Source organism: Pseudoalteromonas sp. MMG006 (assembly GCF_018101025.1).
GTDB lineage: Bacteria > Pseudomonadota > Gammaproteobacteria > Enterobacterales > Alteromonadaceae > Pseudoalteromonas.
Map to the genome: position 1 here is coordinate 140,339 of NZ_JAGJEJ010000006.1, position 25,092 is coordinate 165,430.

The window sequence follows — 25,092 nt, forward strand, 5'->3', positions numbered from 1 at the left end:
TCCATGATTGATACATTACGCCAACAACTAAATGAACTTGGCGAAAACTACGTAGAAAAAAACGCTGCGTTTAAAATTAAAGTTATTCCGTTTTTTTGCGCTATAAGCATAAAAAAAGATCACAAAAATGAAGGCCGATTAAGCTTTTACTCAAACCAGCTAATTGAAATACTTTTAGTTGTGCTATTTATGCTGTTTGGCTTAACACTTTACAACCCAGAAGCAGGGTTTTCGCATGGTCCTATTCATATTGTGTTTGCTATTTTAATTACCTTTAATTTAATTTTAAAACAAATTGCTATTGAAGGGCTTAAAACACGCCTTGCATTTCATCGCTTACACGCAGCTCACTCTCAAAGCACTGCCAGTAATGATGAGCAAACACCCAGTAAGTCCGCTTAATTTATGTATTTAAATACTGATTGGCGAATACTTACCGTAGGTGATGGCGATTTATCGTTTTCAAATGCCCTGCATACTCATATAAAACCTTCAAAATTAGTGGCTTCAACTTATGATAGTGCAGACACTATTGAGCAAAAATACGAAAATAATGCGCTAAACACCCTAAAAGCACATAACGTTGATGTACTTAATAGTTTTGATGTAACAAATCCTGCTTGTTGGCAAGCACTAGGCCAAAACCAACAAAGCTTTGATGTGGTTATATTTCAGTTTCCGCTTATACCTGCATTCGTTGGGCGCGAAGCTTATGAAAGCAATACTCAACAATCAAGCATGAACGTTCTTAACCGTGCTTTGCTTCATCAGTTTATTAAGTACGCTAACGAATTTGCGCTAAACCCTAACGGGCCAATGCTTTGTTATATTACCTCTAAAGATGTAAAGCCCTACAGAGAATGGAATATTGAAGGCACTTTAAACAAAGGCTTACAGGCTGAATATTTAGGCCAAATGCCATTTGATATTAGCCACTTTGCAGGGTATAAAATTAGAAACGTAGACCGTGACAAACATGTAAAAGATACCAGCGGTATTACCTACGTGTTTAGCCCTAAAATGAGCCCTGAGTGGGTCAGTGAATTAAGCCCATACCTTTCAAAACCTGCCTATTTAACGCCTAATCATTGCTCGCTGTGTCGTGTTGGTCCGTTTATAGCGCTTGAGGATGAAACTAAGCATATAAATGCTAAAAAACATCAGCAAATGCTTCGCCTAGAAAGCAATTGGCAAGCTTGGCTTACTCAATTTTATAGCACACGTTCACACCCCTGATTTATAACTTTGTTTAATTAAATCAGCTGCTTTTTGGCAATCGAAATTACCGGTGCATTAGTATTGCCGGTAATTATTGAAGGCATAATAGGCGCATCAACTACGCGTAACTTGCTCATGCCATGTGCCTGTAAATTAGCATCCACGGCTGGCATTTCATCTTACCCCATTTTACAAGCCCTACAGGGTAATACTCGGTATCGCCCGTTTGCCTTATAAACTCAATACGTTGCTCATCGTTATTAATATCAAGCGAGTACATTATTTTACCGCGGATTTAATCAAACACATTACTCAAACAGCACCAGCATGAACTTTTTATCTACACCACAATGCATAAAAGTCAGGTAATTACTTATCATTTATTACAAAGCCTGCTTTATAGAAATGATACACTTTACATTAACTTATTTTCCAAGGAGTGAGCATGAACTTTGTTATTGTTGGCACTAATTTTATTAGCGACACCTTACTTAATGCCGCAAATACATTAGCCAATTTTAATTTATATGGCGTGTGTTCGCGAGCAACCTCAAGCGGTAAAGCATTTTTAGAAAAACACCCAAAAAATTCAAACGCAAAAATTTTTACTTCAATTGAGCAAGTATGCCAAGATCAAAATGTAGATGCCGTATACATTGCAGCCCCAAACAGCTTACATAAACATTACGCCGTCATGTGCCTTGAAGCAGGCAAACATGTATTAGGTGAAAAACCATCGGCTGCTAATAATAACGAGCTAAATGCTATTTTAGCGACTGCAAAAAAACATCAACGGCTCTACATGGAAGCAATGATGACTACGCACCTGCCAAACTTTAGCAATCTTAAACACGCCATGGCTAAGATTGGTACACCGCGTAAGTTTATTGGTCAGTACAGTCAGTACTCATCTCGCTACGATAAATACAAAAATGGTGAGCGCCCAAATACATTTTTACCTGAGTTTGCTAATGGCGCCTTAGTAGATTTAGGTGTGTACCCTCTTTATCTATTAATAGCCCTTTGGGGTGTGCCGCAAAGTGTAAGCGCAAGCGGTATATTGCTTGATACCGGGGTAGATGGCGCCGGCGATGTATTGTTAAATTATGCTGATAAACAAGCTGTTATTAGTTATTCAAAAATTTCGCAAGGCGACAATATAACCGAAATACAAGGTGAACTTGGCCGCATGCGTATAGAAGCCGTATCTCAGCTTAAAAAGATTGAATTTATTGCAAACAATGGTGAAACAGAGGTTATCTCAGATAAATTTGATGAGCATTTTATGAAATATGAAGTGGCCCACTTCATCAAGTTGGTTAAGCAAGGCCTGCTTGAATCGCCTGTTAATACACACCAATTAGCTTCTGATGTAATGAGCGTACTAGTCGATGCGCGTAAACAACTCGGTGTTATTTACCCAAGCGATCAATCATAAAATATATGGGCGTTAACCAACGACAGTTAACGCCCAAAGGGAAGTTAAAACAACTAGGGCGTGTTGATCTTTGATGGTTGAATTTGCAGCAGTGTGTTTGGTTTTTAGGCAAGGCAGAGCCTATGAAGTGTGGTTACTCCCCATAAATAGGCGATAACGCAGCATAAATGCCAAACATGCGCTGCCCTTCGGGTTCTGCCTAGGGGCGATAAACTCTTTGTTGCCTACATGGATGTAGGTAAGGGGCGTGAGCAGGACGCGGAAGCTTTACTCGGTTTTTACTTATTCTTACATGGATGTAAGCCAGTAGGGTAACGAAGGAGCAGTTACCGAGCCCATTAGGTTACAAACCTCGCGCCGCGATTTAATCGCCCCTAGATTGAACGAATTTCAATCCGCAAGGATCAACACGCCCTTACTAAGACTACACTTTTTATTATGATAACGATCCCCATCCATGGGCAATCAATTTGGAAAATCAAAAACCAAACACATTATTGGCTATAAATAACACTTATGAGTTAACTCGGTTTATTACCAATATAACATCTTAAATAACCTTAAAATTAACCTAACACATAAAAACATTACCAATCAAGCTGGCCAATTGTATTATTTTAAACTAAATTGGTAATACACAAACGCAACCATTGGTGTATAGTGGTTTGTAAGCGTTATATCGCGTTAGAATTTTGACATAATAGTGAATTTTGGGGTAACCTCTGCTATTAACAGTTGTTTTTGACTATTAGGCCGCAGAGGCCATTATTCCTTAAGGTAATGAAGGTAAAATATGGGTAATCGTCGCTTATTTTGGCGCATTGTTGATAAAGTTGAGTCTTTGATAAATCAAGGTGAGTTTTCAGCTGGTAGTCGTTTACCACCAGAGCGTGAACTTGCTGAAATGTTTGACGTAAGTCGCCCTACTATCAGAGAAGCTATTATCGCATTGGAAGTGCGCGGCCGAGTGGAAGTTAAAACCGGCTCAGGTGTTTATGTTGTAGAGCAGCTTGAAAAGCCAATAAAATCTAAAGAAATAAGTGCTTTTGAACTGACTCAAGCTCGTGCGTTAATCGAAGGTGAAATTGCCGCACTAGCCGCTCAAACAATTACAGAAGAAGAACTTGAGCAATTAAACAAAACGCTTATCGCTATGGAAAAAGGCCTTTATGTAGAGCAAGCTGACCGTGAATTTCACGAAATTATAGCCCGCTCTACCCGCAATAAAGCCCTAGAATACGCAGTATCTAATCTGTGGGATTTACGCCTAAATAATTCTCAAATCGTTACTGACTACGGCAGCGTATGTAAAAACAATAACGAGTGTGTAATGGACGAACATACCGCTATTTATAATGCCCTGCAAACACACGATGCAAATGCAGCACGAATTGCAATGCATAAACACTTCAACCGTTTAATCAATGCTTTATTTGATGCGGTAGAAGCACGCGCTCTAGAAGAAATAAAACGCAAAAATAACGAAAAACGCGGCCTTTACTCTCTAGATGGTTTAGTTAAAAGCGCAAACTAATCTCCATATTCATTACTTAATTTAAAAATAGCGAACAAGTTAACTTGTTCGCTATTTTTTTGCTTATTATTTGTTATACCTCTGTAAAGCTATTCTATTAGAGTACACAACATGCTTTTTATAAACACGAGCTATGCATTTAGTCTGTTATAAAACACCTAATAACGCATTCAGGGTTTAATTATTTTTTAAGTAACACTTCCGGATGTATTAATTACTGTGTATTGATGTTTCGCCTCTAATAAAAAAAAGATACACTTCGCAAAATTAGCCGATTGTTATCAAGGAACTCAATGCAATCATCCACTAAAGATTTTTTAATAGCTGTTGTTTGCGTTATTTTAGCCATGGTAACCATTCAATCAGGGGCTTCATTTGCCAAGCAACTATTCCCTATTGTTGGGCCAGAGGGGACAACTGCACTCAGGCTGGGTTTTTCTGCGTTAATTTTATGCTTAATATTTAAGCCTTGGAAAAGCCTTCCTGTCCGAGGGCACCGGCTTTCTATTATTGTATACGGCTTGAGCCTTGGCGGGATGAATATTTTATTTTATTACGCAATAGCGCGTATTCCTTTAGGCATAGGTGTTGCGCTTGAATTTACTGGCCCCTTAGCTGTTGCTTTATTTAGCTCACGCGCTAAACGCGATTTATTTTGGGTTGCCTGCGCCATAGCTGGTATTTTGTTATTACTACCCGATATGAACAGCCAAGATAGTCTAGACCCAATAGGTGTCATACTTGCCCTTGCAGCAGGCGCTTGCTGGGCGGCGTATATTTTATTTGGTAAAAAAACTGGCACTCAAAGCTCAGGAGGAGCAACCGTTGCTTTGGGTATGACCGTGGCTGCATTAGTACTAGTCCCTTATGGTGGCATATCGCAAAGCAGCGCATTCACGTGGGAAATAATACCCCTTGGTATTGGCATTGCCATTTTATCAAGCGCTCTGCCCTATACACTTGAAATGGTCGCTCTTCGTAATATGCCAGCACAAGGGTTTAGTATTATGCTTAGTTTAGAGCCTGCTTTTGCAGCCCTTGCAGGTTTTACTATTCTTGGAGAATTACTAACACTGTGGCAATGGTTAGCTATTTTATTAGTAATTATAGCCTCTGTTGGCAGTTCATTCTCAAGTGTGAAAAAACAGTAGAATACTCTAGTCATTTAAAACAAAACAGCCATCATATAAATAATGATGGCTGTTTTACTTAAAGTAACGATTAACTAACTGTTTGAGTATCCCTTTTGGTTGTTAGCAAATACCCAATTAACGAAATAAACGGCATCCCGGCTGCCACAAGTGCAACACTAGTCCACCCACCAGCTTCGTATAATGGGCTAGCAATAAGCGAACCTACAGCACCCCCGACAAAAATACTCGTCATGTAAATCGCGTTCAATCGCGCGCGACTTTGCGGCTCTAATGAATACACAGCCCGTTGCCCTAGCACCATATTCGCTTGCACTGCAAAATCAATAAACACACCTGTTAAGGCTAAAATTATTATCCCGTTGGGTAACTCAAATAAGCTAGGTAAAAAACACACTGCGGCAATCACCTTTGCCAATAACGATAACTGATGCGTATAACCTTTATCAGCCAAGCGCCCTACAATAGGAGCAGCTATAGCACCTGCTGCACCAACTAAAGCAAATAAGGCTATTTGTGATTGCGATAAACCATATTCTCGCGCGAGTACAATGGGTACGCTTGTCCAAAATAAGCTAAACGAGGCAAACATTAACGCCTGAAAAAAAGCGCGTTGACGTAAAACGGGCTGACTTATCATTAACTGCTTAAGCGATTTTAATAATTTAAAATACGTTGTTTTTTGAGTTGGCTGCCTGTGCGGAATAGCAAAATAAATTACGCTTGCTATAAACACCATACAGCCAGCTGCAAAGTAAAATACTGAACGCCAACCAAAGTGATCGGCAATTAGGCTCGATATAGGCCTTGCGAGTAAAATACCTAATAATAAACCTGCCATAATATTACCCAGCACTTGGCCACGTTTTTCGTCAGACGATAAATGCGCCGCAAGCGGGATAAGCACCTGAACAGACACCGAGCTAATACCTATCATTAAGCATAAAATAAGCATTACATTTGGGGTATCGGCAAGGGCTGTGCCTATTAAGCTCAAAAACGATACCCCAAGCGTTATAAGCATTAGGCGCTTGTTCTCGATGAGGTCAGCTAATGGCACTAAAAAAAATAGCCCAAGGGCGTAGCCAATTTGCGTAAGAGACACAATAAAACTCGCACTGTGCGGGCTCAACCCCACCTCGGGTGCTAATAACTCAATAATAGGTTGAGCGTAGTAAATGTTGGCAACAATTAGGCCGCAACATAAAGCAATAATACCAACAAGTGTATTGCTAAGGGGCTGCGGTGAAACGCCGGTTTGAGTCATGTAGTTCTCTGTTTTATAGAGTTTAAAATAATAAAACCCAATGGATGCAAAGCCCATTGGGTTATAACCTGAGAGCTAATTTATTTTATAGGTGATGGCTTACCATGCGGGCTTGAACGTAAATACTGTTTAGGTGCAGTTACAGTAGCGCCAAGCTCTGCTGCTGCATGCCAAGGCCAGTGCGGGTCATATAAAATACCACGCGCAAGGGCTACGCCATCGGCTTGCTGCTCATTAATAATATCCTCGGCTTGTTGTGGCTCGGTAATTAACCCCACCGCTATAACAGGCATATTCACAGCCTCTTTAATAGCTGTTGCAAATGGCACCTGAAAGTTAGGTTTAACAGGTATTTGTTGCTCAGGGCTTAGACCCGCAGTACTTACATGAATAAAATCACAGCCAAGCTCATCAAGGGCTTTAGCAAGCGCTATTGATTGTTCTAAATCCCAACCACCTTCTACCCAATCAGTCGCTGAAATACGAATCCCTACTGGTTTGTTGCTGTTAAATTCTGCGCGAACAGCTTTAAATACTTCAAGTACAATACGCATACGGTTTTGCAAACTGCCTCCATACTCATCATCGCGCTTATTACTCAACGGTGACAAAAACTGATGCAACAAATAACCATGCGCACCATGTAACTCTATTAAGTCAAGGCCAAGCTCGTCAGCGCGTTTAGCACCGCTTACAAAGTCTTTAATTAATGAGTCTATGTCGGATTGGCTCATAGCTTTTGGCTCTGGGCTATTTTCGTCGTACGCGACTGCTGAAGGCGCAAGCGTTTGCCAGCCGTTTTCATCAGTTGGGCTTAATGCACCGCCCCCATCCCATGGCTTTTCTGTAGATGCTTTACGCCCTGCATGAGCGAGTTGAATACCAATAGGCATAGGGCTGTATTGCCTCACTGCTTTTAAACTTTTACCTAATGCTTGCTGGGTTTCGTTATCCCAAAGCCCTAAATCACCGTAACTAATACGCCCCTCTGGGTTTACCGCTGTGGCCTCTAAAATAAGCAACCCTGCACCACTTAAACTTAACTGCCCTAAATGAATGGTATGCCAATCACTGGCAGCACCATTATTGGCTGAGTACTGGCACATAGGCGCAATAATAATTCGGTTGCTTAATGTGAGTTGACCTATATTTAAAGGCGAAAATAACTGACTCATTGCTTGCTCCTTAATGCGCGCACACGCGTGCGAATTGAAATAGCTTACGATAACTACAGTTAATGGGGATCAAACTTAATTTTTACAGTGCTAAAAGTAGAATAAGTCATTACTAAAAGAGCTATAAATGATGTTTTTATCGAGGCATAAAGCGCATTAACAAACACTACAATTAATGCAATTTTATAAACATGAATGCCTATTTACTTTTAATCAATCAAAGTAGCTGCTTATAACGTGTACCCTTTTCGCTGCAAGTCTTTGGGCACAAGATACTGCCATATAAATTAAAGCGCATCTAAACTCGCTATTTATTCCAAAAAAGTGAATTAAAATTCAATTTTATTATTCCCAGCAATCTAACTCCCTGATAAACTGCTTAACTTAATTTACTAATGTAAAACATTTGAACTGGGGATCACTTTTTATGTTTAAACCAAGCTTGTTAACCTTGGCTATTTCGAGCGCTGTTTCTAGCGTATTTTTATTGCCTAACGCCGCACTTGCTCAAGAAGAAGTTGCAGCTCAAAACAAATCACTCGAAGTAATCGAAGTTACAGCAACAAGGCGCAGCGGCTCTGTACAAAATGCACCACTAAATATTACAGCGCTTGATGCAGATATTATGAAAGATCAAAATATCAGCGAGCTTGCCGATGTAGCACGCTGGGTGCCTGGTTTAACAATAACCGATCAAGGTGGTCGCTCAGGCTCGCCTATTATTGTTCGTGGTTTAAACACAAACTCGTCTGGTCCATCATCAGATGGCGGTACAGTATCAACTTACATTAACGAAATTCCGGTTTCGGTTGATATGCGTTTAGTAGATATAGAGCGCGTTGAAGTGCTTATTGGGCCGCAAGGCACCCTTTATGGTGCGGGCACATTAGGCGGTGCAATCCGTTACATGTTAAAAGAGCCTGAGCTTGATTTTACGTCATTCGAAGTTTACGGCGACCTATTTCAAACCCAAGAAAGCGACTCTCTAGGTGGCGAAGGTGGCTTTATTGTTAACCTTCCTATTATTGAAGATAAATTAGCAGTTCGCGCAAGCTTAAACGTATACGAAGATCCTGGCTTTATTGATTACGGCTACGTAGTACAAGAGCCAGGTGTATCGCTACCCGATCCTGATTGGAACGATAGCACTGCAGTTAACGAAAACATTAAAAATGTAGAAGATGCTAACGGTGAAACCACTACTACAGGGCGTATTTCAGTTCGTTGGAAAGCAACCGAGTCATTAGAAGCAACATTAAATTACTTTTACCAAAAGCAAGATAGCGAAGGCCGTTCAATTGTTCATTACAACAGCTTAAACGATGATAATGGCCTAAGTGATATCATTGGTAAATATGAGTCTGCTTATCGCTATGAAGAACCGCGCGAAAAAGAAGATCAATTACTAAGCCTTGAGCTAAAAGCCGATTTAGGTTTTGCAGAGCTAGTATCGGCAACCGGTATTTCTAGCTTTGATGCAGACGGACAACGCGATCAAACAGATTTACTTATTCGTCTTGATTATGGCTATGAAGAATTTCCAGCATTTTCATCTTTCACACGTGAAATTGAAGAAGAAGACACCTTCACCCAAGAGCTGCGTTTAGTATCACAAGGTGATAGCGACTTAAACTGGATTGTGGGTGCGTTTTACAACAAAATTGAAACAGATGCTTCTAGTAAAGAGTTTACTCCTGGCTTTGGTGACTTTGCAGTAGAGAACTTTGGCGCTTCACAGTCTCGCCCAGATCAGCTTGAGTACTTTTCAGTAGATCGCACCGAAATAACAGAATCAGCTTTATTTGGTGAAGTAGGATATCAAGTAACAGAAAAGCTAGACGTAACTTTAGGTATGCGCTTATACCAATACGACGTTGAATCAGAATCTGCTGTAGACTTCCCATTATTTAATACTTTATTTGATGACGCTGCACCTGATGCTATTTCATTAAACTTTGAAAAAAATGAAGCTGACGATAACGGCAGCCTCTTTAAATTTAATGCTAAATACCAATTTACTGACTCAGTTATGGGTTACGTAACAGTGAGCGAAGGCTTTAGAATTGGTGGTTCAAATGGTTTAGCACCGTGTCCTGATCCATTACCAGCTAACCAAGCAGGCTGTGGCAGCCCAGAAGAAATGCTTTACGACGCCGATACAACTACCAACTACGAGTTAGGTTTAAAAAGTACGTGGTTTAGAAGTCAATTACACTTTAACGCCGCGTTATTTAACGTAGATTGGGATGATGCTCAAATTGCAGGCGCGACTGATGTAGGCCAACTACCGTACCTATCTAACGCAGGCAGTGCAAATGCAAAAGGGGTTGAAATTTCAACCCGTGCCATTTTATCTGACTCGTTCTCAGTATATGCAACTTATGCATACACAAAAGCAGAGCTAACATCAGACGCACCATTTTTGTTTAATGCTGATGGTACCGATGGCGCTGAAGACGGCGACCGTTTACCGGGCTCACCAGAGCACCAGTTCTCAATGGGTGTAAACTATCAAACTGATGTGTTTAACGACAAGACCCTTGATATTAACTACGGTTTAACCGCGCAAAGTGATGTAATTTCAAGAGTTGGTTTGCATGACAATGGCGAAACGCTGCCAGGTTACAGCTTAAGCAATATTTCTGCTAAGCTAACGGCTGATGAGTGGTCTACTACTTTATACGTTGATAACGTATTTAATAAATACGCCGTTACATCAGTACGTCGTTCAGATGCCGATATAACATCCGCTAATGGCGCCGACATACAACGTAACTACGGCCATTACATTAATCGCCCACTAACGGTAGGTGTTAAATTTAACTACAAATTTGAAATATAATTTAAAGTCACTTTTAAACAATGTTATAAGGCTCAAATTTATTTGAGCCTTTTTTCTTTATTAACGCGTAACTAAACAATAAAAATAAAACAATGCAGCCAAATTTAAAACAACTCCACCAAAGCGCAATTAATCATTTAAACCAAGGCAATATTGAGCTTGCTCATAAAGCGTTAGTTGAATTGGTAACTCAAAAAAATGACTTTGCCGATGGATACTTTTTACTAGCCATGGTTAATTTACGTGTTGGGCAAATACACAAAGCCATAAAGCTAATCGAAAAAGCCCTTAGCTTTGGTAAAAGCATTGAATATACCGCCCAACTTGCAAAATGTTATGCAATAACAGGTGAGCTTACTAAAGCCAAAAACACCGCTTTAGCCATACCGGTTCAGCAAATACGAAAGCCTCTTGATGCCGACACCTTAGGTGTAGCGCTTACACAAGCAGGCCTACACAAAGAGGCACTAAACTACTTTAACTGCGCTATTGAACTGGCCAAACACGCAAATAAATCGCAGCCACAGTTTTATTATAATTTAGGGGTGAGCGCTAAATTTATAGGGCAATTTGAACAAGCCAAAAATGCTTTTGAAAGCGCCATTGCGCTAAACCCGCTGCATCACCAAAGCCATTTTGCATTAAGCGACTTAACCAAAGCCACTGCGCAATCTAATCATATTGAACGCTTAAAAAACGTGTTTGAGCAAATCACTCACCCCGATGCAAAACTGCATATAGGCCACGCACTTGCAAAAGAGTACCAAGACATAGGTGAGTTTGATAATGCGTTTAAAAGCCTAGAGCAAGGTAAAGCAGCAAAGCGCGCTATGCAGCCGTTTGATCATAAAAGCTCAGCCGCATTATTTGAACACATTAAACATTTAAGTGAGCAGCATCAACACGCGCTAACACAGGGTAACCCAACACCAGAGCCTATTTTTGTATTAGGTATGCCCCGCTCTGGCACCACATTGGTTGAGCGTATTTTATCGAGCCACAGCGACGTACAATCAGCCGGTGAATTACAAGACTTTGGCCTAAGCGTTAAAAAGTTAAGCCAAACACAAACACCGCATGTACTCGATACTCAAACACTCACTAAAGCTTACGAGCTTGATTTTAATCAGCTTGGGACAACGTATTTAAACGCCACTCGCGTAACCACCGGCAGTCATAAGCACTTTATAGATAAACTCCCGTTTAACTTTTTTTATATCGACTTAATAACTAAAGCCCTACCAAACGCTAAAATTATTTGCATGCTGCGCGACCCAATGGACACCTGCATTGGTAACTACCGCCAGCTATTTACGATAAATAACCCCTACTACGCGTACTCGCTCGACCTACTCGACACCGCTAAATTTTATAGCCGCTTTTATAAACTGATGCAGCACTTCAGCAACATGCACAGCAATATAAAATTAGTAAAATACGAAGAATTGGTCGCAGAGCCCAAGCAACAAATAAAAGAGTTAGTCAGCTTTTGTAACCTAGAGTGGCAAGCACAATGTATAGACTTTCACTTAAACACCGCACCGGTCTCTACGGCTAGTAAAGTACAAGTACGCCAACCACTTAATAACAAAGCAATTGGCCGTTGGAAGGCGTTTAAACCCCATACTGATGCAGCAGTTGAGTACCTTTTAAAGCAAGGTATTAGTGTTGAATAGACGTTTTTACTTTGGACGGAAGGTGAATCCAAATAGGCGGCTTTGTGCCAATTGCGGACATTGATGATCCTTGATGTGTATAATGTATGAAGTCAAAATATAACCTCTTTGGCTTGTTTAATTTGCCATGAGCAATTCTTTGACTAAGGCTTGGGCCTTATCTACATCAAATGCTCTAGCAGCATACCCTTGTGCAAGAATTTCTTGAGGTAGATACTCATCAAACTTATCAATGGCTTTTCCTGCAATAGCATCAGCTAAATCAATTGCTGATATGGTTTTATCATCTCGAAAGCTTTTAAGTGTCTCGATAACATCATCAATTAAGCTATTCTCAACTTCTATAATTCCTGCAAATGCACCTGCTCCAAACCCTTTGTGTATAAGTACTGCAACAAGTGTACTTACAACTTTATCACCGGCCCAAGGCAAAACAACAGCTGTATTGCCATGCTGTAAGAAATATGTACTTTCAAGTTTTGCAGTTTTAAAAAAGTCAGTACCTTCTTTGAAAAGTGCTTGAGCAACTGTATCACCAAATTCAATTTTTTGTTCACCAACTTGAATTCTGTAGTCACCTTCTTTCAGAATTTTAAGCATTTCTTGTCTCACGACATCATGTACAGTCATACCGGAACCGCCAAATTTAGGTGGTTTTCCTCCTTTTGCATGCTGTACTGAAATCACTTTTTTGTTTTTATCGACTAGCTCAACCACCCAACGTTTACCCGCAAATATAATATGTTGGCCCTCTAAAATAAGGCTATCTACGGGTAATGTCCCTAGTGTTTTACTACCCGTTACAATTCTAAATTCTTCAGGGGTTTTAAAAACGGCATAAAACGTATAATGATTTGTTATTTTTTCACCCATAAAACCTAAAACCAGTTCACCACTTCCTAACTGGGTAATAAGATCTACCTTACCCATGTGAGATAGCAAATCTTTAAAATGTGTAACAGTAACTTGTTGGAATGGACCGTCTTTACAAAGTAATACGTAGATTTGATCTGCTCTTATACTCCCCCATTGCGCGATGAGAGCTAAAACTTGATGAAGTAATGTTGAAAAGTGATAGAGCGAAGTGTCTGCTGGTTCATACCATTTACTTGCAACCAATAAACGTATCATTGCTAGCGATTGAACCAATTCAAGCCGCAGTTTATCTACAATACTCGATTTTTCTGTAAGGTCAGCCTCAGTTATCAGCATTCGCAAAATACTAGCGCCACCACGCCTACCTGAACGACCCATGCGCTGCCGTAAACTTGCAATAGAATGCGGCGCAGTAACTTGCACGACAGAGTTAACCTTGCCTATATCAATGCCTAACTCTAAAGTCATAGTACACACTGCTGTCGTGGGAATTTGATCTTGCTGAAGCCGAGCCTCAAGTGATTCTCGCATTTCTTTGGCTAACGAGCCGTGATGTGGAAAAAACTCGTTAGGCACAGTGTTGCTCTCACACATCTCTGCAAGAGTGGTCGCAATACTTTCGGTGCGACTTCTGCTATTTGCAAACACTAGGTGGTTTCCACCACGGCAAAGACCATATAAATCGTTGCATACGGTTTGCTCCGCAGTAACCGTCTCATCTGCCACAACAGCGCTCTCAATATATCCCTTCACTTGCATTTTTAACGATGATGAAGACTGCGTTTGCTTTATTATTTTACAAGACAGTGATTTATTAGGTCTTAAAGATGCTGGGACACTTTCTAAGTTACCTAAAGTGGCACTTAAAGCCGTTCTGGGTATTGGTGAGTTTATACGGCCTACAAGGTGTTCTAAGCAGTGCAGTAAGCTCAACAAGTGATGGCCTCGCTCTGTGCCAATAAATGCGTGAAATTCGTCTATAACTATGTGCTTTAAATTCTGAAAAGCAGACTTTACCCAGCCACTGTCTCTTATTAATAATGACTCTAGGGACTCTGGCGTTATTAACATAATGCCTGATGGATTTCGTTTCAGCTTATTTTTTCGACTTTGAGGACTATCACCATGCCAGGGGGTAACTTGTATGTCTAACAAATCTGACAAGCTTTCTAGCCTTCGGTCTTGATCGTTTATTAACGCCTTTAGCGGGCTGATATATAAAATACCCACACCGCTTACTTCATCTGCGATGCTACTTATTGCAGGTAAAAAAAATGCTTCGGTTTTACCTGCGGCAGTAGAGGCACTAATAAGCACATCAGTATTGCCTGAAAGAATAGGGTCAATTGCTAAACATTGTATCTCTCTGAGCCGATCCCAACCTTGTTTAAAAATCCACTGCTGAATCCGAAAATCGAGCTTTTCGTGTGCGTCAATCATAATTTGAAGTCAGCTAACTCATTGTCTTCAGGTTCCATGTCTAGCTCTATATCGGAAGGTTTTTCCTCTGCAATATCAACATTTTTTATTAAACTGTCCCACGAAATATTTGGATTTTGATCAATCACGGCAAGCATATCTAAAAACGCTTTGATCGTATTTCTTGGCGTTCTAAAGTAAGCGTCTCCAATTGTTTTACTGCAATGGACTAGAAATGCTTTAAGGGACTCGTCAGGAACTAAATATAACGATTCATCACCTGATGCGAAAACATGCCTAAGGTTTTTAAGTAATATGAATAATTCTTCTGGAGTTAAACTTGCCAAATGCAATGCTGGAGATGAGTAATCAATAACACCAGCTTGCTTTGCAAACGTATTGCCAGCTAAACGAGATTGCAGCGCCTCATAGCTATATAACCCTTTTCTTGGATCAAGTAAAAACTCGGGTGTACCACCGAGTAAAAACCCTAAGTACTCAGCCGATCCTTGTAAGCAATCGTTGAGTATTCTTAGAATTTGCTCGTAATTTGATAATCGTGCTTGGGTGCTATTGAGTTTGTATAAATTTACCATTTCATCGAGGTTAACTAATAACCCTTCGTAGCCAGCTTGCCTTACAAATAAACTCATAAGCTTTAGAGAGTCATAAAACGACGCATCTGAGATAATACTTCTTATACCAAGATCTTTGCGAGCATCTGTTTTTGTTGCATATTCTGCTCTTAACCATTTTACAGCATTGTTCTTAAGTTGCTCGTTATCTGTTTCATGGCCAGTCCAGTATGCTTCTATAACTTTTGCAAAGTCGTAACCACCTACAAGCTCAGAAATAGACGCGAGCCTTTCGTGGATCACTGTGGTTATTTCTTTGCTTGTATTATCTGCTTCTTTTCGTGCCTCGGTAATAAGCTTTTCAACCACACTGGTCAATGCATTACCATCAGGCTTATTACGAGTAGACATGTTTCTCATTAACTCAGAATACAAGTTTCTGGCTTGTCCAGATGATGCATGAATACGGCGGTCAGGAGATAAATCTGCATTAATAGTCACTAACTTTCGCTCTAATGCTATCGCTCTTACAACACTTAAAAAGAATGTTTTACCTGAGCCGTATTCGCCAATAATTAACCGAAAAGCAGAGCCGCCCTCTGTCACTCTGTCGATATCTTTAATGAGCGCTTTAAGCTCATTACCACGACCTACTTGTATATGCTGTATGCCGACTTTTGGGGTAACACCCGATTTAAGAGACTGTATAATTGCATCGCGCTCTTTTGCTCTAATTTTTTTTGCTGCCATTGTTATAACTCCCTTATCTCTCCGACTATTTCTTCATCAATATATATCTCACCGTCATCATCAATTACTGGTGCATCTACTAAATCAAATGACCAGTCATTAATGGTTTCTATAGCACCATCGATCATTAACTTTAGCTCACTACACATTTGGGCTACTTCTTCACGACCCCATTGCGCTTTGGCACATAGCTTTTCAAACAACTGGCTATGAGCTTGATCTAATCCATCAACTTCGTTTGTCAGCTCTGAGACTTCAATATAATCGCTTTCATCTTCATCTGAGGTAAAGATCTTTTCCAGCATATTTTTAGCTTCTGTTGTTTGACTTTCATGAAGGGCTAAAATTGTTTCATCTAAGCTAAATTCTGATGAATTTTGACTTTTTGGCGCAAGCTGGTGACTACTTGTAGTAAGCTGATGAATATCACTCGCGACAGACTCTTTATTCAACCCTGAATTGGTGTAGAGTTTCTCGATTTGTTTTACTTCTTTGTTATCGACGTTACCATCAGCGAGCGCAATAGACAGAATAAACCGCTTCACAAATTCTATTTCTGTTTCACCTAAATTATTAAGTCTATTTTTTAAACCCGCATTATCCGATGGGGTAACTAATCGCCATGTAAGATAAGCCTTTAAAGATCGCTTTTCTGTATCTGTTAATTTTTCATCATGAGTAATTAGCTTTTCTAGCTCAGAACTTTCTGACTCATCTACAACCCCATCTATGTTTGCAACCATCGCACCTAAGCGAAGTGCGACACCCACTTGGTTAAATACATGACTAAGGACAAACTCTTCCCCATGCCCTGGAGTAAATAAGACAAGTTTGCCATCTAATTTAGGTTTTGCATGGTGGTAACGTAAGTCAGGTGCAATACCTATATCAGCAAAGCTCGCTAGGTTATAAATGAGTTCACTTTCCTTTTTATTTATCGCTTTTGGTGCTGGTAAGTCTGTTTGCAACCAAAACTCAGAAACGTTTGTTACCCCATCATTTTCTAAAATGATAGCCTTAGCCCACTTTTTAAACTTTTCAATTAATGGTGATGGTTGGCTATTAGTAATAGCGCGTGGAAGTAACATCAGTGCAGCTAAGTCATCTCTACTAGTGCCTGCTTTACCTAAGTAACGGCTATAACTAGCGAGCTCTTCAGCGGCTTTATCAGCAATAGGTATTAGTTTCTTAATAGGGGCTTTTAATATACTCGGGTCTGGTAAACTATCGAGTAAAATTTTAACGCTAGGGATACCACCACTGGCGGCAAAGTACTCAGCGTTTAACTTGGTTTTATTTGGTTTAACTTGCATTCCCTCAGAGAATTTTTGATTGTAGTAAAGTTTAAAAAGTGCATCAAACTCTACATCGCAACGCCTAGCTGCGGTTTTTAAATTGTATTGGTCTGTATTTTTTATCCATTCAAGTGCCAACTCATCATCCACTCTTTCTGTGGCAACGATTTGCTCTGCAAGGCGTAATTTAAAAAGTAGAGAATGACGCGTCTTCGGTAATGTATGTTTTTTACCTTTAAGTAATTTAGGTTTAACTAAATACATAAACTCTAAGAGATTTGCTGAATAACCAGCAAAAGAGCGATTTGAAGCAAACACTTTATGTAAACGAAGTACTTCATCAAAAATATCTTCAAATTGTTCCTCTCCAACTTTATTATCTTGACCATTCTCAACAACAAATCTTTCAAGTCCGTAAAAGTACAAAAATACAAAGCCAATTGGGGTGTTGCCCGCACTTCTATCGGTTGCTAGCCAATCAAGGTAGGCACCTCTAGACTCTTTAGATAATAAACCGTAGCTTGGCCAGTAGCCTAAAGATTCATCAGTTGGGAATTCGTTTGAATTAGCCCGTGGTGATATTACTGGTAAGTCTGTACAAATTAGCGCTGGTTCAGGGCGATAACCAACCAATGATTCCATCGCCCCACCTACATACAGAAACCCTTTTAACTTTCGACTGTGAATAGTAACTTCTTGACCCTTGCTTAACCATTGAGCTTGTTTACCCTTATTGATATAGGTGTCTTCAGATACATTACTCTCAAAAATATTAAATGTGGCTAAGTCGTCTTCAGAATTTGTCGAATTATCAGCACTTTCTATAGTTGGGGTAGATGTATTAATAACAGTGATGCGAGATTTTGGAGTTGTCTCCTTTGAGGTTGCTAATTCATTAGTTTGTTCGTGTAATTCAATAATTACTGATGCTTTATCAATTTTAATAGATTTTATAGGGCTGATTGCATCATTGGATAGAGCTGATATAGAAGCCTTAGAGGCTGGCGTACTATAAGTGCCTTTTATGTCCGAGCTTGGATTATCTAATACTCGAGGCTTTGCTTTATTTGAATTTGAGCGTGAACTGGTAACTAACCAAATTATCAATATAACAACTGCAATTATAAAAATGAATTCCATGTAACATCCCTTTAAAAATGGTTGGTACCATTTTGGTATTTAAAACTCCATCAGCTACTAACATATTACTAAAAAAATCAGAAATGTATAATACTGCTGCTAGCTAATTGCAATTATTCTTTATCAGACAAAAATCGTCTTTAATAAAGCTTAATTTGTATAGGGTTTTTCACAGAGATCACTTGACCATCTATATTGAACTCTTGAATTTTAAAAACTTGAGTTTAATCATAGCTATTGAGTGACCATTCATCGCTCTAATTCTCCCTTGAGAGACCAGGCGCTAATTGTCAGTCAAAGATCATTACTCGAATACACACTTAAAATAGGAAACGTATGCTCAGCAAACGATACAGTTACCGATTGTGTTTGGTTACCATTAAAGCCTAACTTAAATTCGTTTGGTGTTAGCCTGCTGCCATCTGCAAATAGCGCTAAAACGTGTTCTTGATTAAGTTCACGTTTGCCAGAGGCTAAATTAGTAAGGGTAATAACCGCCCAGCGCTCCCCTTCTTCGTTACTCATAAGTACATAGTTTAAAATTGAAAAGTCAGACTTTTTAGGCGTTATGTTGTTATCGTTAGGGAACGACAAGTGCATGCTATTTGGTATCGCTCGGTCAACATTCAATACATTATTTTGCGCTGCAAACACATTGCCGCAAAGTACCAATAAAAATAAAAAGCTAACTACAATTTTTGCCACAATTAAACGTCCTTTTAAATTTAGATGCTTGAATGCTTGATTAAAATTTATACTCGCAGTTTTTACCTATTATGTAAACACCTTATTAAAAGCCCAACAAACAGGCTAAGCGCTCATTCAGTGTCACCGCATTAGTATTAATACTTTGCGGCACGTTAATAAACATAAGGTTATTAAACAGGAGTAAACTACATGGCAACCACACCTAAAAAGTCACATGAGGTTAGTAAAACACAATCGGCTTTATTAAACCCAGAGCACAGCATTCAAGTAAGAGGCGCACGTGTTCATAACTTAAAAGATGTGGATGTAAACTTGCCTCGTAATTCACTTGTTGTTTTTACCGGTATATCCGGCTCGGGTAAGTCATCGCTTGCCTTTGGAACATTATTTGCCGAATCGCAGCATCGTTACCTTGATTCGGTATCCCCTTATGCACGCAGATTAATAGACCAAGTAGATGAGCCCGATGTTGATTCTATTGAAGGGCTACCGCCTGCCGTTGCTTTGCAGCAGCAACGCGGCGCACCGTCGGTTCGATCATCAGTTGGCAGTGTAACCACTATTTCTAACGCGCTGCGAATGCTTTACTCACGCGCAGGCGAATATCCCAATGGGCAAGGCATACTGTACGCCGATGCGTTTTCGCCCAATACGCCACAAGGCGCCTGCCCAGAGTGCCACGGTATTGGCCGTGTATTTAACGTAACCGAAGAGCTGCTAGTGCCCGACCCCACTAAAACAATTAAAGAGCGCGCTATTGCAGCATGGCCGCCGGCTTGGCAAGGTAAAAACCTAAGCCGTATTCTTACCTCGTTAGGCTACGACATTAATAAACCGTGGAATACCCTGCCTAAAAAAGCCCGTGATTGGATTTTATTTACCGACGAAACACCTACGGTGCCAGTGTTTCCCGAGTACACACTTGAGCAAACACAAGCCGCTATTAAAAATGAAGAAAGCCCTAGCTACATGGGTACATTTACAAGTGCTAAACGCTTTGTTTTACAATCGTTTGCGAGCACTCAAAGCCCACGTACTAAAAAGCGCGTATCGCAGTATATGCAAATATCACAGTGCCCGCAGTGCGAAGGTAAAAAGCTTAAAAAAGAGTCGTTATCGGTAAAAGTAGCGGGCCTTGATATAGGCGAAATTTCGCAGTTAACACTCAATGAGCTGGCAGATAAGTTAAGATTTGCCGCTAGTAACCCCGCTAAAAGTAACGCTGCAAATCCCGAAAAAGCCATAGTTGCAAAACGTATAGCAGGCGACATTCTTAAACGCGTTGAAGCACTCACCAAACTGGGTTTAGGGTATTTGTCACTTGAACGCACCACCCCATCGTTATCACCTGGTGAATTACAGCGCTTGAGGCTTGCAACACAAATTCGCTCAAAATTATTTGGTGTAGTGTATGTGTTAGATGAACCCTCAGCAGGTTTACACCCTGCCGATACACAAGCCTTATTAGCCGCATTAGATGAGCTAATAGCGGCGGGTAACTCTGTGTTTGTCGTTGAGCACGACGTAAGTGTTATTCGCCATGCCGATTGGGTGGTTGATGTAGGGCCAAATGCGGGCTCCCGTGGCGGTAATGTTGTTTACAGCGGCCCTGTTGAAGGCTTAAAGCAAATTAGCAGCTCACACACGAGCCAGTACTTATTTAAAAATAACGAACCTCAGCAAACACAAATACAAAGTAAACAACGCCCAGCAAAAGCATGGCTTACGCTTAAAAATGTTGAGCGTAACAACTTACAAAAGCTTAATGTAGAATTTCCGCTTGGGGTTATTACAAGTGTTACAGGGGTATCTGGCTCAGGTAAATCAAGCTTAGTAAGCCAAGCGCTTGTTGACTTGGTTTACGATGCACTAGGGCAAAAATCGCAGCCACAAATACCTACCGATGAAGCCGAGCTACTCGAGCAAGAGCTTGATATAACAACCGGCGGGCAAATAACTGGGGGCATTGAGCACATAAAGCGCCTAATAACGGTTGATCAAAAAGCTATTGGCCGCACACCTCGCTCAAACCTTGCAACATACACTGGTTTGTTCGATCACGTACGAAAACTGTTTGCCAATACCAAAGAGGCAAAAGCACGTAAGTACGATGCCGGTCGTTTTTCGTTTAATGTTAAAAAGGGTCGCTGCGACAACTGCGAAGGCGTAGGCTTTGTAAGTGTGGAGCTGTTATTTTTACCTAGCGTGTATTCGCCCTGCCCTGTGTGTAATGCCAAGCGCTACAACCAAAAAACACTCGAGATTACCTATAAAGATAAAACTATTGCTGATGTACTTAATTTAACCGTTGATTCTGCTTATACATTTTTTGCCGATGAACCTGCTATTTTACGTGCCCTAAATGCGCTGCTACAAGTGGGCCTTGGCTATTTACGTTTAGGCCAACCTGCTACTGAGCTTTCAGGCGGTGAAGCGCAGCGCATTAAACTTGCCACCGAGTTACAGCGCACACAACGCGGCGATACCCTCTACATTTTAGATGAACCAACTACCGGCCTGCACCCTAAAGATGTAGCCATGTTAATGGCGCAGTTAAATGGCTTAGTTGATGCTGGCAACACCGTCATTATGGTGGAGCACGATATGCAAGTAGCCAGTAACAGTGATTGGGTTATTGATATTGGGCCTGGTGCAGGCGATGAAGGCGGAGTAATAGTTGCACAAGGTAAACCTGAAGAGGTTGCGCAATCTACAAAAAGCCGTACTGCGCTGTTTTTAAAGCGCAGTTAAATGACGTATGCTCTAGTTAAAAAATTAAGTGCAGTGTATGCGTAAAATAAAAAAGAGCCACAGGCTCTTTTTTATTAGTCTAAAGCTAACCACATTCCAACAAGCATCATTAAGCTACCAGCAATACGGTTCATCCATTTTATATTATCACCACGGCTTAAAAATAAGCGCAGGCTCTTACCGCCTGATGCATAGGCAAGCATACATACAAATTCGCTTACCATAATGACTAAAACAAGCACTAAAAGCTGTGGGGCTACTCCGTGCTGTACACTAATAAACGGCGGCAATAATGAGATCATAAACGCCCACCCTTTAGGGTTTGCGATTGCGGTTACAAAACCTTGCGTAAATAACGACTTCCTACTTACGTCACTTGGTTTTGAGGTATCGACCGACATTTTTCCTTTGGCTCGCCACATGTTAAAGCCAATGTAAATTAAGTACGCACCGCCTACCCACTTTAAAATGGCAAAGGCATCTGCGTAATTTAGCATGATGCTTGCAACGCCTAATACCGCAGCTATGGCAACACTTGCAACACCTAACAACTCTCCTATCATCATCCATAATGTGCGGCGCACGCCAATGCTCATGCCGAGTGTCATGGCAAGTGTCATACACATACCTGGAGTAATAGACACAAAAAAGAACGTCGGTACAAAAACCGCAAGCGCTGCTATATCAATCATTAATTTACTCTCGTATTAAAACAAAAACGCGGCTATAAGTAGCCGCATTATTGCTTACTTATGTTTATTATTGAGCAGTATTTGCTGCTGGTTCAGTAATTACTTCTACTGGCTCTGCTGTATCATTTAACAAATACTTATCTAACCATTGCTCTTGTTCCCACAATACATGTAATAAGCTTTTACGTGCACGGTAGCCATGGGCTTCGTAAGGAAGCATAACTAAGCGAGCGTTTTTACCTAAGCCTTTAAGCGCTGCGTACATACGCTCACTTTGCATTGGGAAAGTGCCCGAATTAGGATCTTCTTGACCGTGGATCATTAACATTGGTTCGTTAATTTTTTCAGCATGGAAAAACGGCGACATATTAGCGTACACACTTTGTGCTTGCCAAAAATCACGTTCTTCGCCCTGAAAACCAAACGGCGTTAATGTACGGTTATACGCACCACTTCGTGCAATACCGATTTTAAATAAATCACTATGCGCCAGTAAGTTAGCTACCATAAATGCACCGTATGAGTGCCCTGCTATGGCTATTTTGTTTTTATCGGCAACGCCTTTTTTAACTAATACATCAACAGCTGCTTGCGCGCTTGATACTAGCTGCTTTCTAAAGTTATCGTTTGGCTCGCTGCCATCAACACCTACAATAGGCATTTTTGGGTCGTCAAACACGGCAATACCTTTAGCAAGGTAAGGCATTGGGCCCCAATAGCCAATGTAGGTAAATGCATAAGGCGACTCGCGAACTTGCGATGCTACTGCTTTGTCTTTGTATTCAAGCGGGTAAGCCCACATAAGTACAGGTAACGGGCCTTGTGTTTTATCATACCCTGGTGGTAAATATAACGTGCCTGAAAGCTCTACGCCGTCATCGCGTTTATAACGTAATTGCTCTTTTTTTACGCCTTTAAATGCAGGGTACGGGTGAGCAAAATTAGTTAATTGAGTCAGTGTATCGTTATCTAAATCACGAATAAAAAAGTTAGGCTGCTCAGTTTTAGACTCACGAATAGTAATAAAGCGTTCGCCTTTGTCATCAAGCATTGCACGTACGCGCTCGTAGTAAGGCGCCTCAGATTGCCATAGACGTTTACTGCTATTTGTTTTTACATCGTACCTGTCTAAAAACGGAATATTACCTTGCTCTGATGCGCCATTGCCACGCAGGTAAATATAGCGCCCGCCTACAATTTTAATTACGTTTGCGCCTAAATCGTTGCGCTCGTAAATTGCATTACCTGGGTCTTTATACGCATCGTTGTAACTACGCTCTGAAAACAACACGCGGTTTCTGTCAGCATTACGAGGTTGAATAACAAAGGTGCGCACTTGGCGATCGCTAAAGCGCCAATCTGTCAGCATGGCTACGTTTTCGTTGCCCCACTCCATTCCTGCGAAGCGGCGCTCTACTTTGGCAAATAATTTAGGCTCGCGTTTAAATGGTGCACGTAAGCTGTAAATATAATCATGGTGCTTAACATCGGCTTTCATGTCGCCGCCATCTTGCGCCTCGGCCCAAATAACTTCAGCGCCTTGATCAGCTCGCCATTCAAAATCACGGCGGCCAGTGCGTACGCTGTCGTAACCTTGTGGAATGTTATCGGCAAGTGGCTGCTTTGCAAGCTCAGCTAGTGCATAACCGCGCATACCCCATATTTGCCACGTACTGGCAAATCGGCTGTAAGGTACTTGATACGAAAAAGGTTCGTTAATACCCGCAACTAAAATGTTGGTAGAGTCGGGCGATACCGAAAACGATTTAAATAATGCGGGGCTACCAATAGCTTGGGCTTTGCCATCAAGCGTAATGTAAGCCAGCTGCCCTTGGCCGTAAAATTTAAACTGCGCTTCGTCAAACGGGCTCGTTAATAAGTTTTGATACGTACGCGCAGGCGCTTTTTCTCCCGTACTTTGTTGAATAACAGGCACTACACTTTGGCTGTTATTTTCAAGCCTTGGCTTATCAATATTTACCGCAAGGTTTGCAACAATTGCACTACTATCGGGTAGCCATTTATAAGGTGACGACGTTAAAACCGAGTTTAATGCAGCACTTGAAAGCTGTTGTGCTTGTTTGCTCTCAACGCTGTAAAGCCATAAATTTGCTTGGCTTTGTTGCTCAACAATAAAGGCTAAATATTTACTATTAGATGACCATTTAGGCGAGCGAATAATACCACTTGGTAAGTTATTAATACTGATAACCGTGCCGCTCTGCACGTGCTTTAGCGCAACTGCGCTGTATTTTGCGCTAACACGTGAGCGCGAAAAGTTAGCCGGATTAAGTTTAATACCCGCCAGTTTAAGCTCTTCTTTTGCAAGTTCATCTAAGGTTACAACACGTTTTCGTTCAAAAAGCGCTAGCCACTGACCATCGCTTGATAAGTAACTAGTGGGGGCTAATTTAGCGTCAACCAAAGCAGCAAGTTCAGGTGATGGTGTTTGATAGCCTTGCTCTGCTTGGCTTGTTGGCAGTAATGCAACACAACAAATAAAGGCAACTAACAGCCTAAAAGCGTTCATGTTTTTATCCTTTTGTTATTTTTTACTGTTATATGCGTATATAAACACGTTTTGC

18 protein-coding genes are annotated in these 25,092 nt (G+C 40.8%); 8 read left to right on the forward strand and 10 right to left on the reverse strand.

Translation table 11 applies throughout. The features are described from left to right. Window positions 1-3 precede the first annotated feature (3 nt). Both J8L73_RS08505 and J8L73_RS08510 read left to right on the forward strand, forming a co-directional pair. Complete coding sequence (locus J8L73_RS08505) at window positions 4-402, forward strand: hypothetical protein (RefSeq protein ID WP_211016187.1); 399 nt, start codon at window positions 4-6, stop codon at window positions 400-402. A gap of 3 nt (window positions 403-405) precedes the next feature. After that, complete coding sequence (locus J8L73_RS08510) at window positions 406-1,236, forward strand: class I SAM-dependent methyltransferase (protein WP_211016189.1); 831 nt, start codon at window positions 406-408, stop codon at window positions 1,234-1,236. Between the two features lie 17 nt (window positions 1,237-1,253). On the opposite strand, the gene J8L73_RS19490 is transcribed toward J8L73_RS08510, so the two are convergent. Both J8L73_RS19490 and J8L73_RS19495 read right to left on the reverse strand, forming a co-directional pair. After that, window positions 1,254-1,355, reverse strand: a complete 102-nt coding sequence (locus tag J8L73_RS19490; protein WP_348771973.1) for a GMC oxidoreductase — start codon at window positions 1,353-1,355, stop codon at window positions 1,254-1,256. Beyond that, on the reverse strand, window positions 1,352-1,498 hold the full coding sequence (locus J8L73_RS19495; protein ID WP_348771974.1) for a hypothetical protein: 147 nt from the start codon (window positions 1,496-1,498) through the stop codon (window positions 1,352-1,354). Before J8L73_RS19495 ends, J8L73_RS19490 begins: the two co-directional genes overlap by 4 nt. 165 nt (window positions 1,499-1,663) lie before the next feature. Between J8L73_RS19495 and J8L73_RS08520 the strand changes: the two genes are divergently transcribed. The 3 genes from J8L73_RS08520 (at window position 1,664) to J8L73_RS08530 (ending at window position 5,341) form a co-directional block, all read left to right on the forward strand. Next, window positions 1,664-2,656, forward strand: coding sequence for a Gfo/Idh/MocA family oxidoreductase (locus J8L73_RS08520; protein WP_211016191.1), 993 nt, complete (start codon window positions 1,664-1,666; stop codon window positions 2,654-2,656). A 793-nt stretch (window positions 2,657-3,449) separates the two neighbouring features. Continuing rightward, entirely contained in the window at window positions 3,450-4,190 is a 741-nt protein-coding gene (locus tag J8L73_RS08525; protein ID WP_211016193.1) for a FadR/GntR family transcriptional regulator, read from the forward strand. A gap of 293 nt (window positions 4,191-4,483) precedes the next feature. Then, window positions 4,484-5,341 carry a DMT family transporter gene (locus J8L73_RS08530; protein WP_211016195.1) on the forward strand — a complete coding sequence of 286 codons (858 nt, stop codon included), beginning with the start codon at window positions 4,484-4,486 and terminating at the stop codon, window positions 5,339-5,341. A gap of 70 nt (window positions 5,342-5,411) precedes the next feature. On the opposite strand, the gene J8L73_RS08535 is transcribed toward J8L73_RS08530, so the two are convergent. Further along, window positions 5,412-6,608, reverse strand: a complete 1,197-nt coding sequence (locus tag J8L73_RS08535; protein ID WP_211016197.1) for an MFS transporter — start codon at window positions 6,606-6,608, stop codon at window positions 5,412-5,414. Between the two features lie 80 nt (window positions 6,609-6,688). Beyond that, window positions 6,689-7,783, reverse strand: coding sequence for an NADH:flavin oxidoreductase/NADH oxidase (locus J8L73_RS08540; protein ID WP_211016199.1), 1,095 nt, complete (start codon window positions 7,781-7,783; stop codon window positions 6,689-6,691). A 427-nt stretch (window positions 7,784-8,210) separates the two neighbouring features. Between J8L73_RS08540 and J8L73_RS08545 the strand changes: the two genes are divergently transcribed. Together J8L73_RS08545 and J8L73_RS08550 are read left to right on the forward strand one after the other, a co-directional pair. Continuing rightward, entirely contained in the window at window positions 8,211-10,625 is a 2,415-nt protein-coding gene (locus tag J8L73_RS08545) for a TonB-dependent receptor (protein ID WP_211016208.1), read from the forward strand. Between the two features lie 92 nt (window positions 10,626-10,717). Beyond that, entirely contained in the window at window positions 10,718-12,301 is a 1,584-nt protein-coding gene (locus J8L73_RS08550) for a sulfotransferase (RefSeq protein WP_211016210.1), read from the forward strand. Between the two features lie 117 nt (window positions 12,302-12,418). Here J8L73_RS08550 and J8L73_RS08555 read toward each other — a convergent pair whose 3' ends face one another. The 4 genes from J8L73_RS08555 to J8L73_RS08570 form a co-directional block, all read right to left on the reverse strand. Then, entirely contained in the window at window positions 12,419-14,617 is a 2,199-nt protein-coding gene (locus J8L73_RS08555) for a DEAD/DEAH box helicase (RefSeq protein ID WP_211016218.1), read from the reverse strand. Beyond that, complete coding sequence (locus J8L73_RS08560) at window positions 14,614-15,921, reverse strand: ATP-binding protein (RefSeq protein WP_211016220.1); 1,308 nt, start codon at window positions 15,919-15,921, stop codon at window positions 14,614-14,616. Before J8L73_RS08560 ends, J8L73_RS08555 begins: the two co-directional genes overlap by 4 nt. A gap of 2 nt (window positions 15,922-15,923) precedes the next feature. Continuing rightward, on the reverse strand, window positions 15,924-18,356 hold the full coding sequence (locus J8L73_RS08565; RefSeq protein WP_211016222.1) for a TerB N-terminal domain-containing protein: 2,433 nt from the start codon (window positions 18,354-18,356) through the stop codon (window positions 15,924-15,926). Window positions 18,357-18,650: 294 nt separating this feature from the next. Further along, window positions 18,651-19,061 (reverse strand): hypothetical protein, encoded by a 411-nt coding sequence (locus J8L73_RS08570; RefSeq protein WP_211016224.1) that lies wholly within the window; start codon window positions 19,059-19,061, stop codon window positions 18,651-18,653. A gap of 192 nt (window positions 19,062-19,253) precedes the next feature. Between J8L73_RS08570 and uvrA the strand changes: the two genes are divergently transcribed. Next, on the forward strand, window positions 19,254-21,815 hold the full coding sequence (gene uvrA / locus J8L73_RS08575; protein WP_211016226.1) for an excinuclease ABC subunit UvrA: 2,562 nt from the start codon (window positions 19,254-19,256) through the stop codon (window positions 21,813-21,815). 74 nt (window positions 21,816-21,889) lie between these two features. Here the strand turns inward: uvrA and J8L73_RS08580 are convergent, their stop codons facing one another. Continuing rightward, entirely contained in the window at window positions 21,890-22,507 is a 618-nt protein-coding gene (locus J8L73_RS08580) for a LysE family translocator (RefSeq protein WP_211016228.1), read from the reverse strand. 67 nt (window positions 22,508-22,574) lie between these two features. After that, a complete protein-coding gene (locus tag J8L73_RS08585; protein WP_211016230.1) occupies window positions 22,575-25,037 on the reverse strand; it encodes a prolyl oligopeptidase family serine peptidase in 2,463 nt (820 codons plus the stop codon). Window positions 25,038-25,092 lie beyond the last annotated feature (55 nt).

Excerpts from the sequence above, each read along its gene's own strand:
- J8L73_RS08565 (WP_211016222.1), bottom strand. The coding sequence starts at position 18,356 with ATGGAATTCATTTTTATAATTGCAGTTGTTATATTGATAATTTGGTTA.
- J8L73_RS08520 (WP_211016191.1), top strand. The coding sequence starts at position 1,664 with ATGAACTTTGTTATTGTTGGCACTAATTTTATTAGCGACACCTTACTT.
- J8L73_RS08545 (WP_211016208.1), top strand. The coding sequence starts at position 8,211 with ATGTTTAAACCAAGCTTGTTAACCTTGGCTATTTCGAGCGCTGTTTCT.
- uvrA (WP_211016226.1), top strand. The coding sequence starts at position 19,254 with ATGGCAACCACACCTAAAAAGTCACATGAGGTTAGTAAAACACAATCG.
- J8L73_RS08505 (WP_211016187.1), top strand. The coding sequence starts at position 4 with ATGATTGATACATTACGCCAACAACTAAATGAACTTGGCGAAAACTAC.
- J8L73_RS08555 (WP_211016218.1), bottom strand. The coding sequence starts at position 14,617 with ATGATTGACGCACACGAAAAGCTCGATTTTCGGATTCAGCAGTGGATT.
- J8L73_RS08560 (WP_211016220.1), bottom strand. The coding sequence starts at position 15,921 with ATGGCAGCAAAAAAAATTAGAGCAAAAGAGCGCGATGCAATTATACAG.
- J8L73_RS08535 (WP_211016197.1), bottom strand. The coding sequence starts at position 6,608 with ATGACTCAAACCGGCGTTTCACCGCAGCCCCTTAGCAATACACTTGTT.
- J8L73_RS08580 (WP_211016228.1), bottom strand. The coding sequence starts at position 22,507 with ATGATTGATATAGCAGCGCTTGCGGTTTTTGTACCGACGTTCTTTTTT.
- J8L73_RS08510 (WP_211016189.1), top strand. The coding sequence starts at position 406 with ATGTATTTAAATACTGATTGGCGAATACTTACCGTAGGTGATGGCGAT.
- J8L73_RS19490 (WP_348771973.1), bottom strand. The coding sequence starts at position 1,355 with ATGAGCAAGTTACGCGTAGTTGATGCGCCTATTATGCCTTCAATAATT.
- J8L73_RS08550 (WP_211016210.1), top strand. The coding sequence starts at position 10,718 with ATGCAGCCAAATTTAAAACAACTCCACCAAAGCGCAATTAATCATTTA.
- J8L73_RS08540 (WP_211016199.1), bottom strand. The coding sequence starts at position 7,783 with ATGAGTCAGTTATTTTCGCCTTTAAATATAGGTCAACTCACATTAAGC.
- J8L73_RS19495 (WP_348771974.1), bottom strand. The coding sequence starts at position 1,498 with ATGTACTCGCTTGATATTAATAACGATGAGCAACGTATTGAGTTTATA.
- J8L73_RS08530 (WP_211016195.1), top strand. The coding sequence starts at position 4,484 with ATGCAATCATCCACTAAAGATTTTTTAATAGCTGTTGTTTGCGTTATT.
- J8L73_RS08525 (WP_211016193.1), top strand. The coding sequence starts at position 3,450 with ATGGGTAATCGTCGCTTATTTTGGCGCATTGTTGATAAAGTTGAGTCT.
- J8L73_RS08585 (WP_211016230.1), bottom strand. The coding sequence starts at position 25,037 with ATGAACGCTTTTAGGCTGTTAGTTGCCTTTATTTGTTGTGTTGCATTA.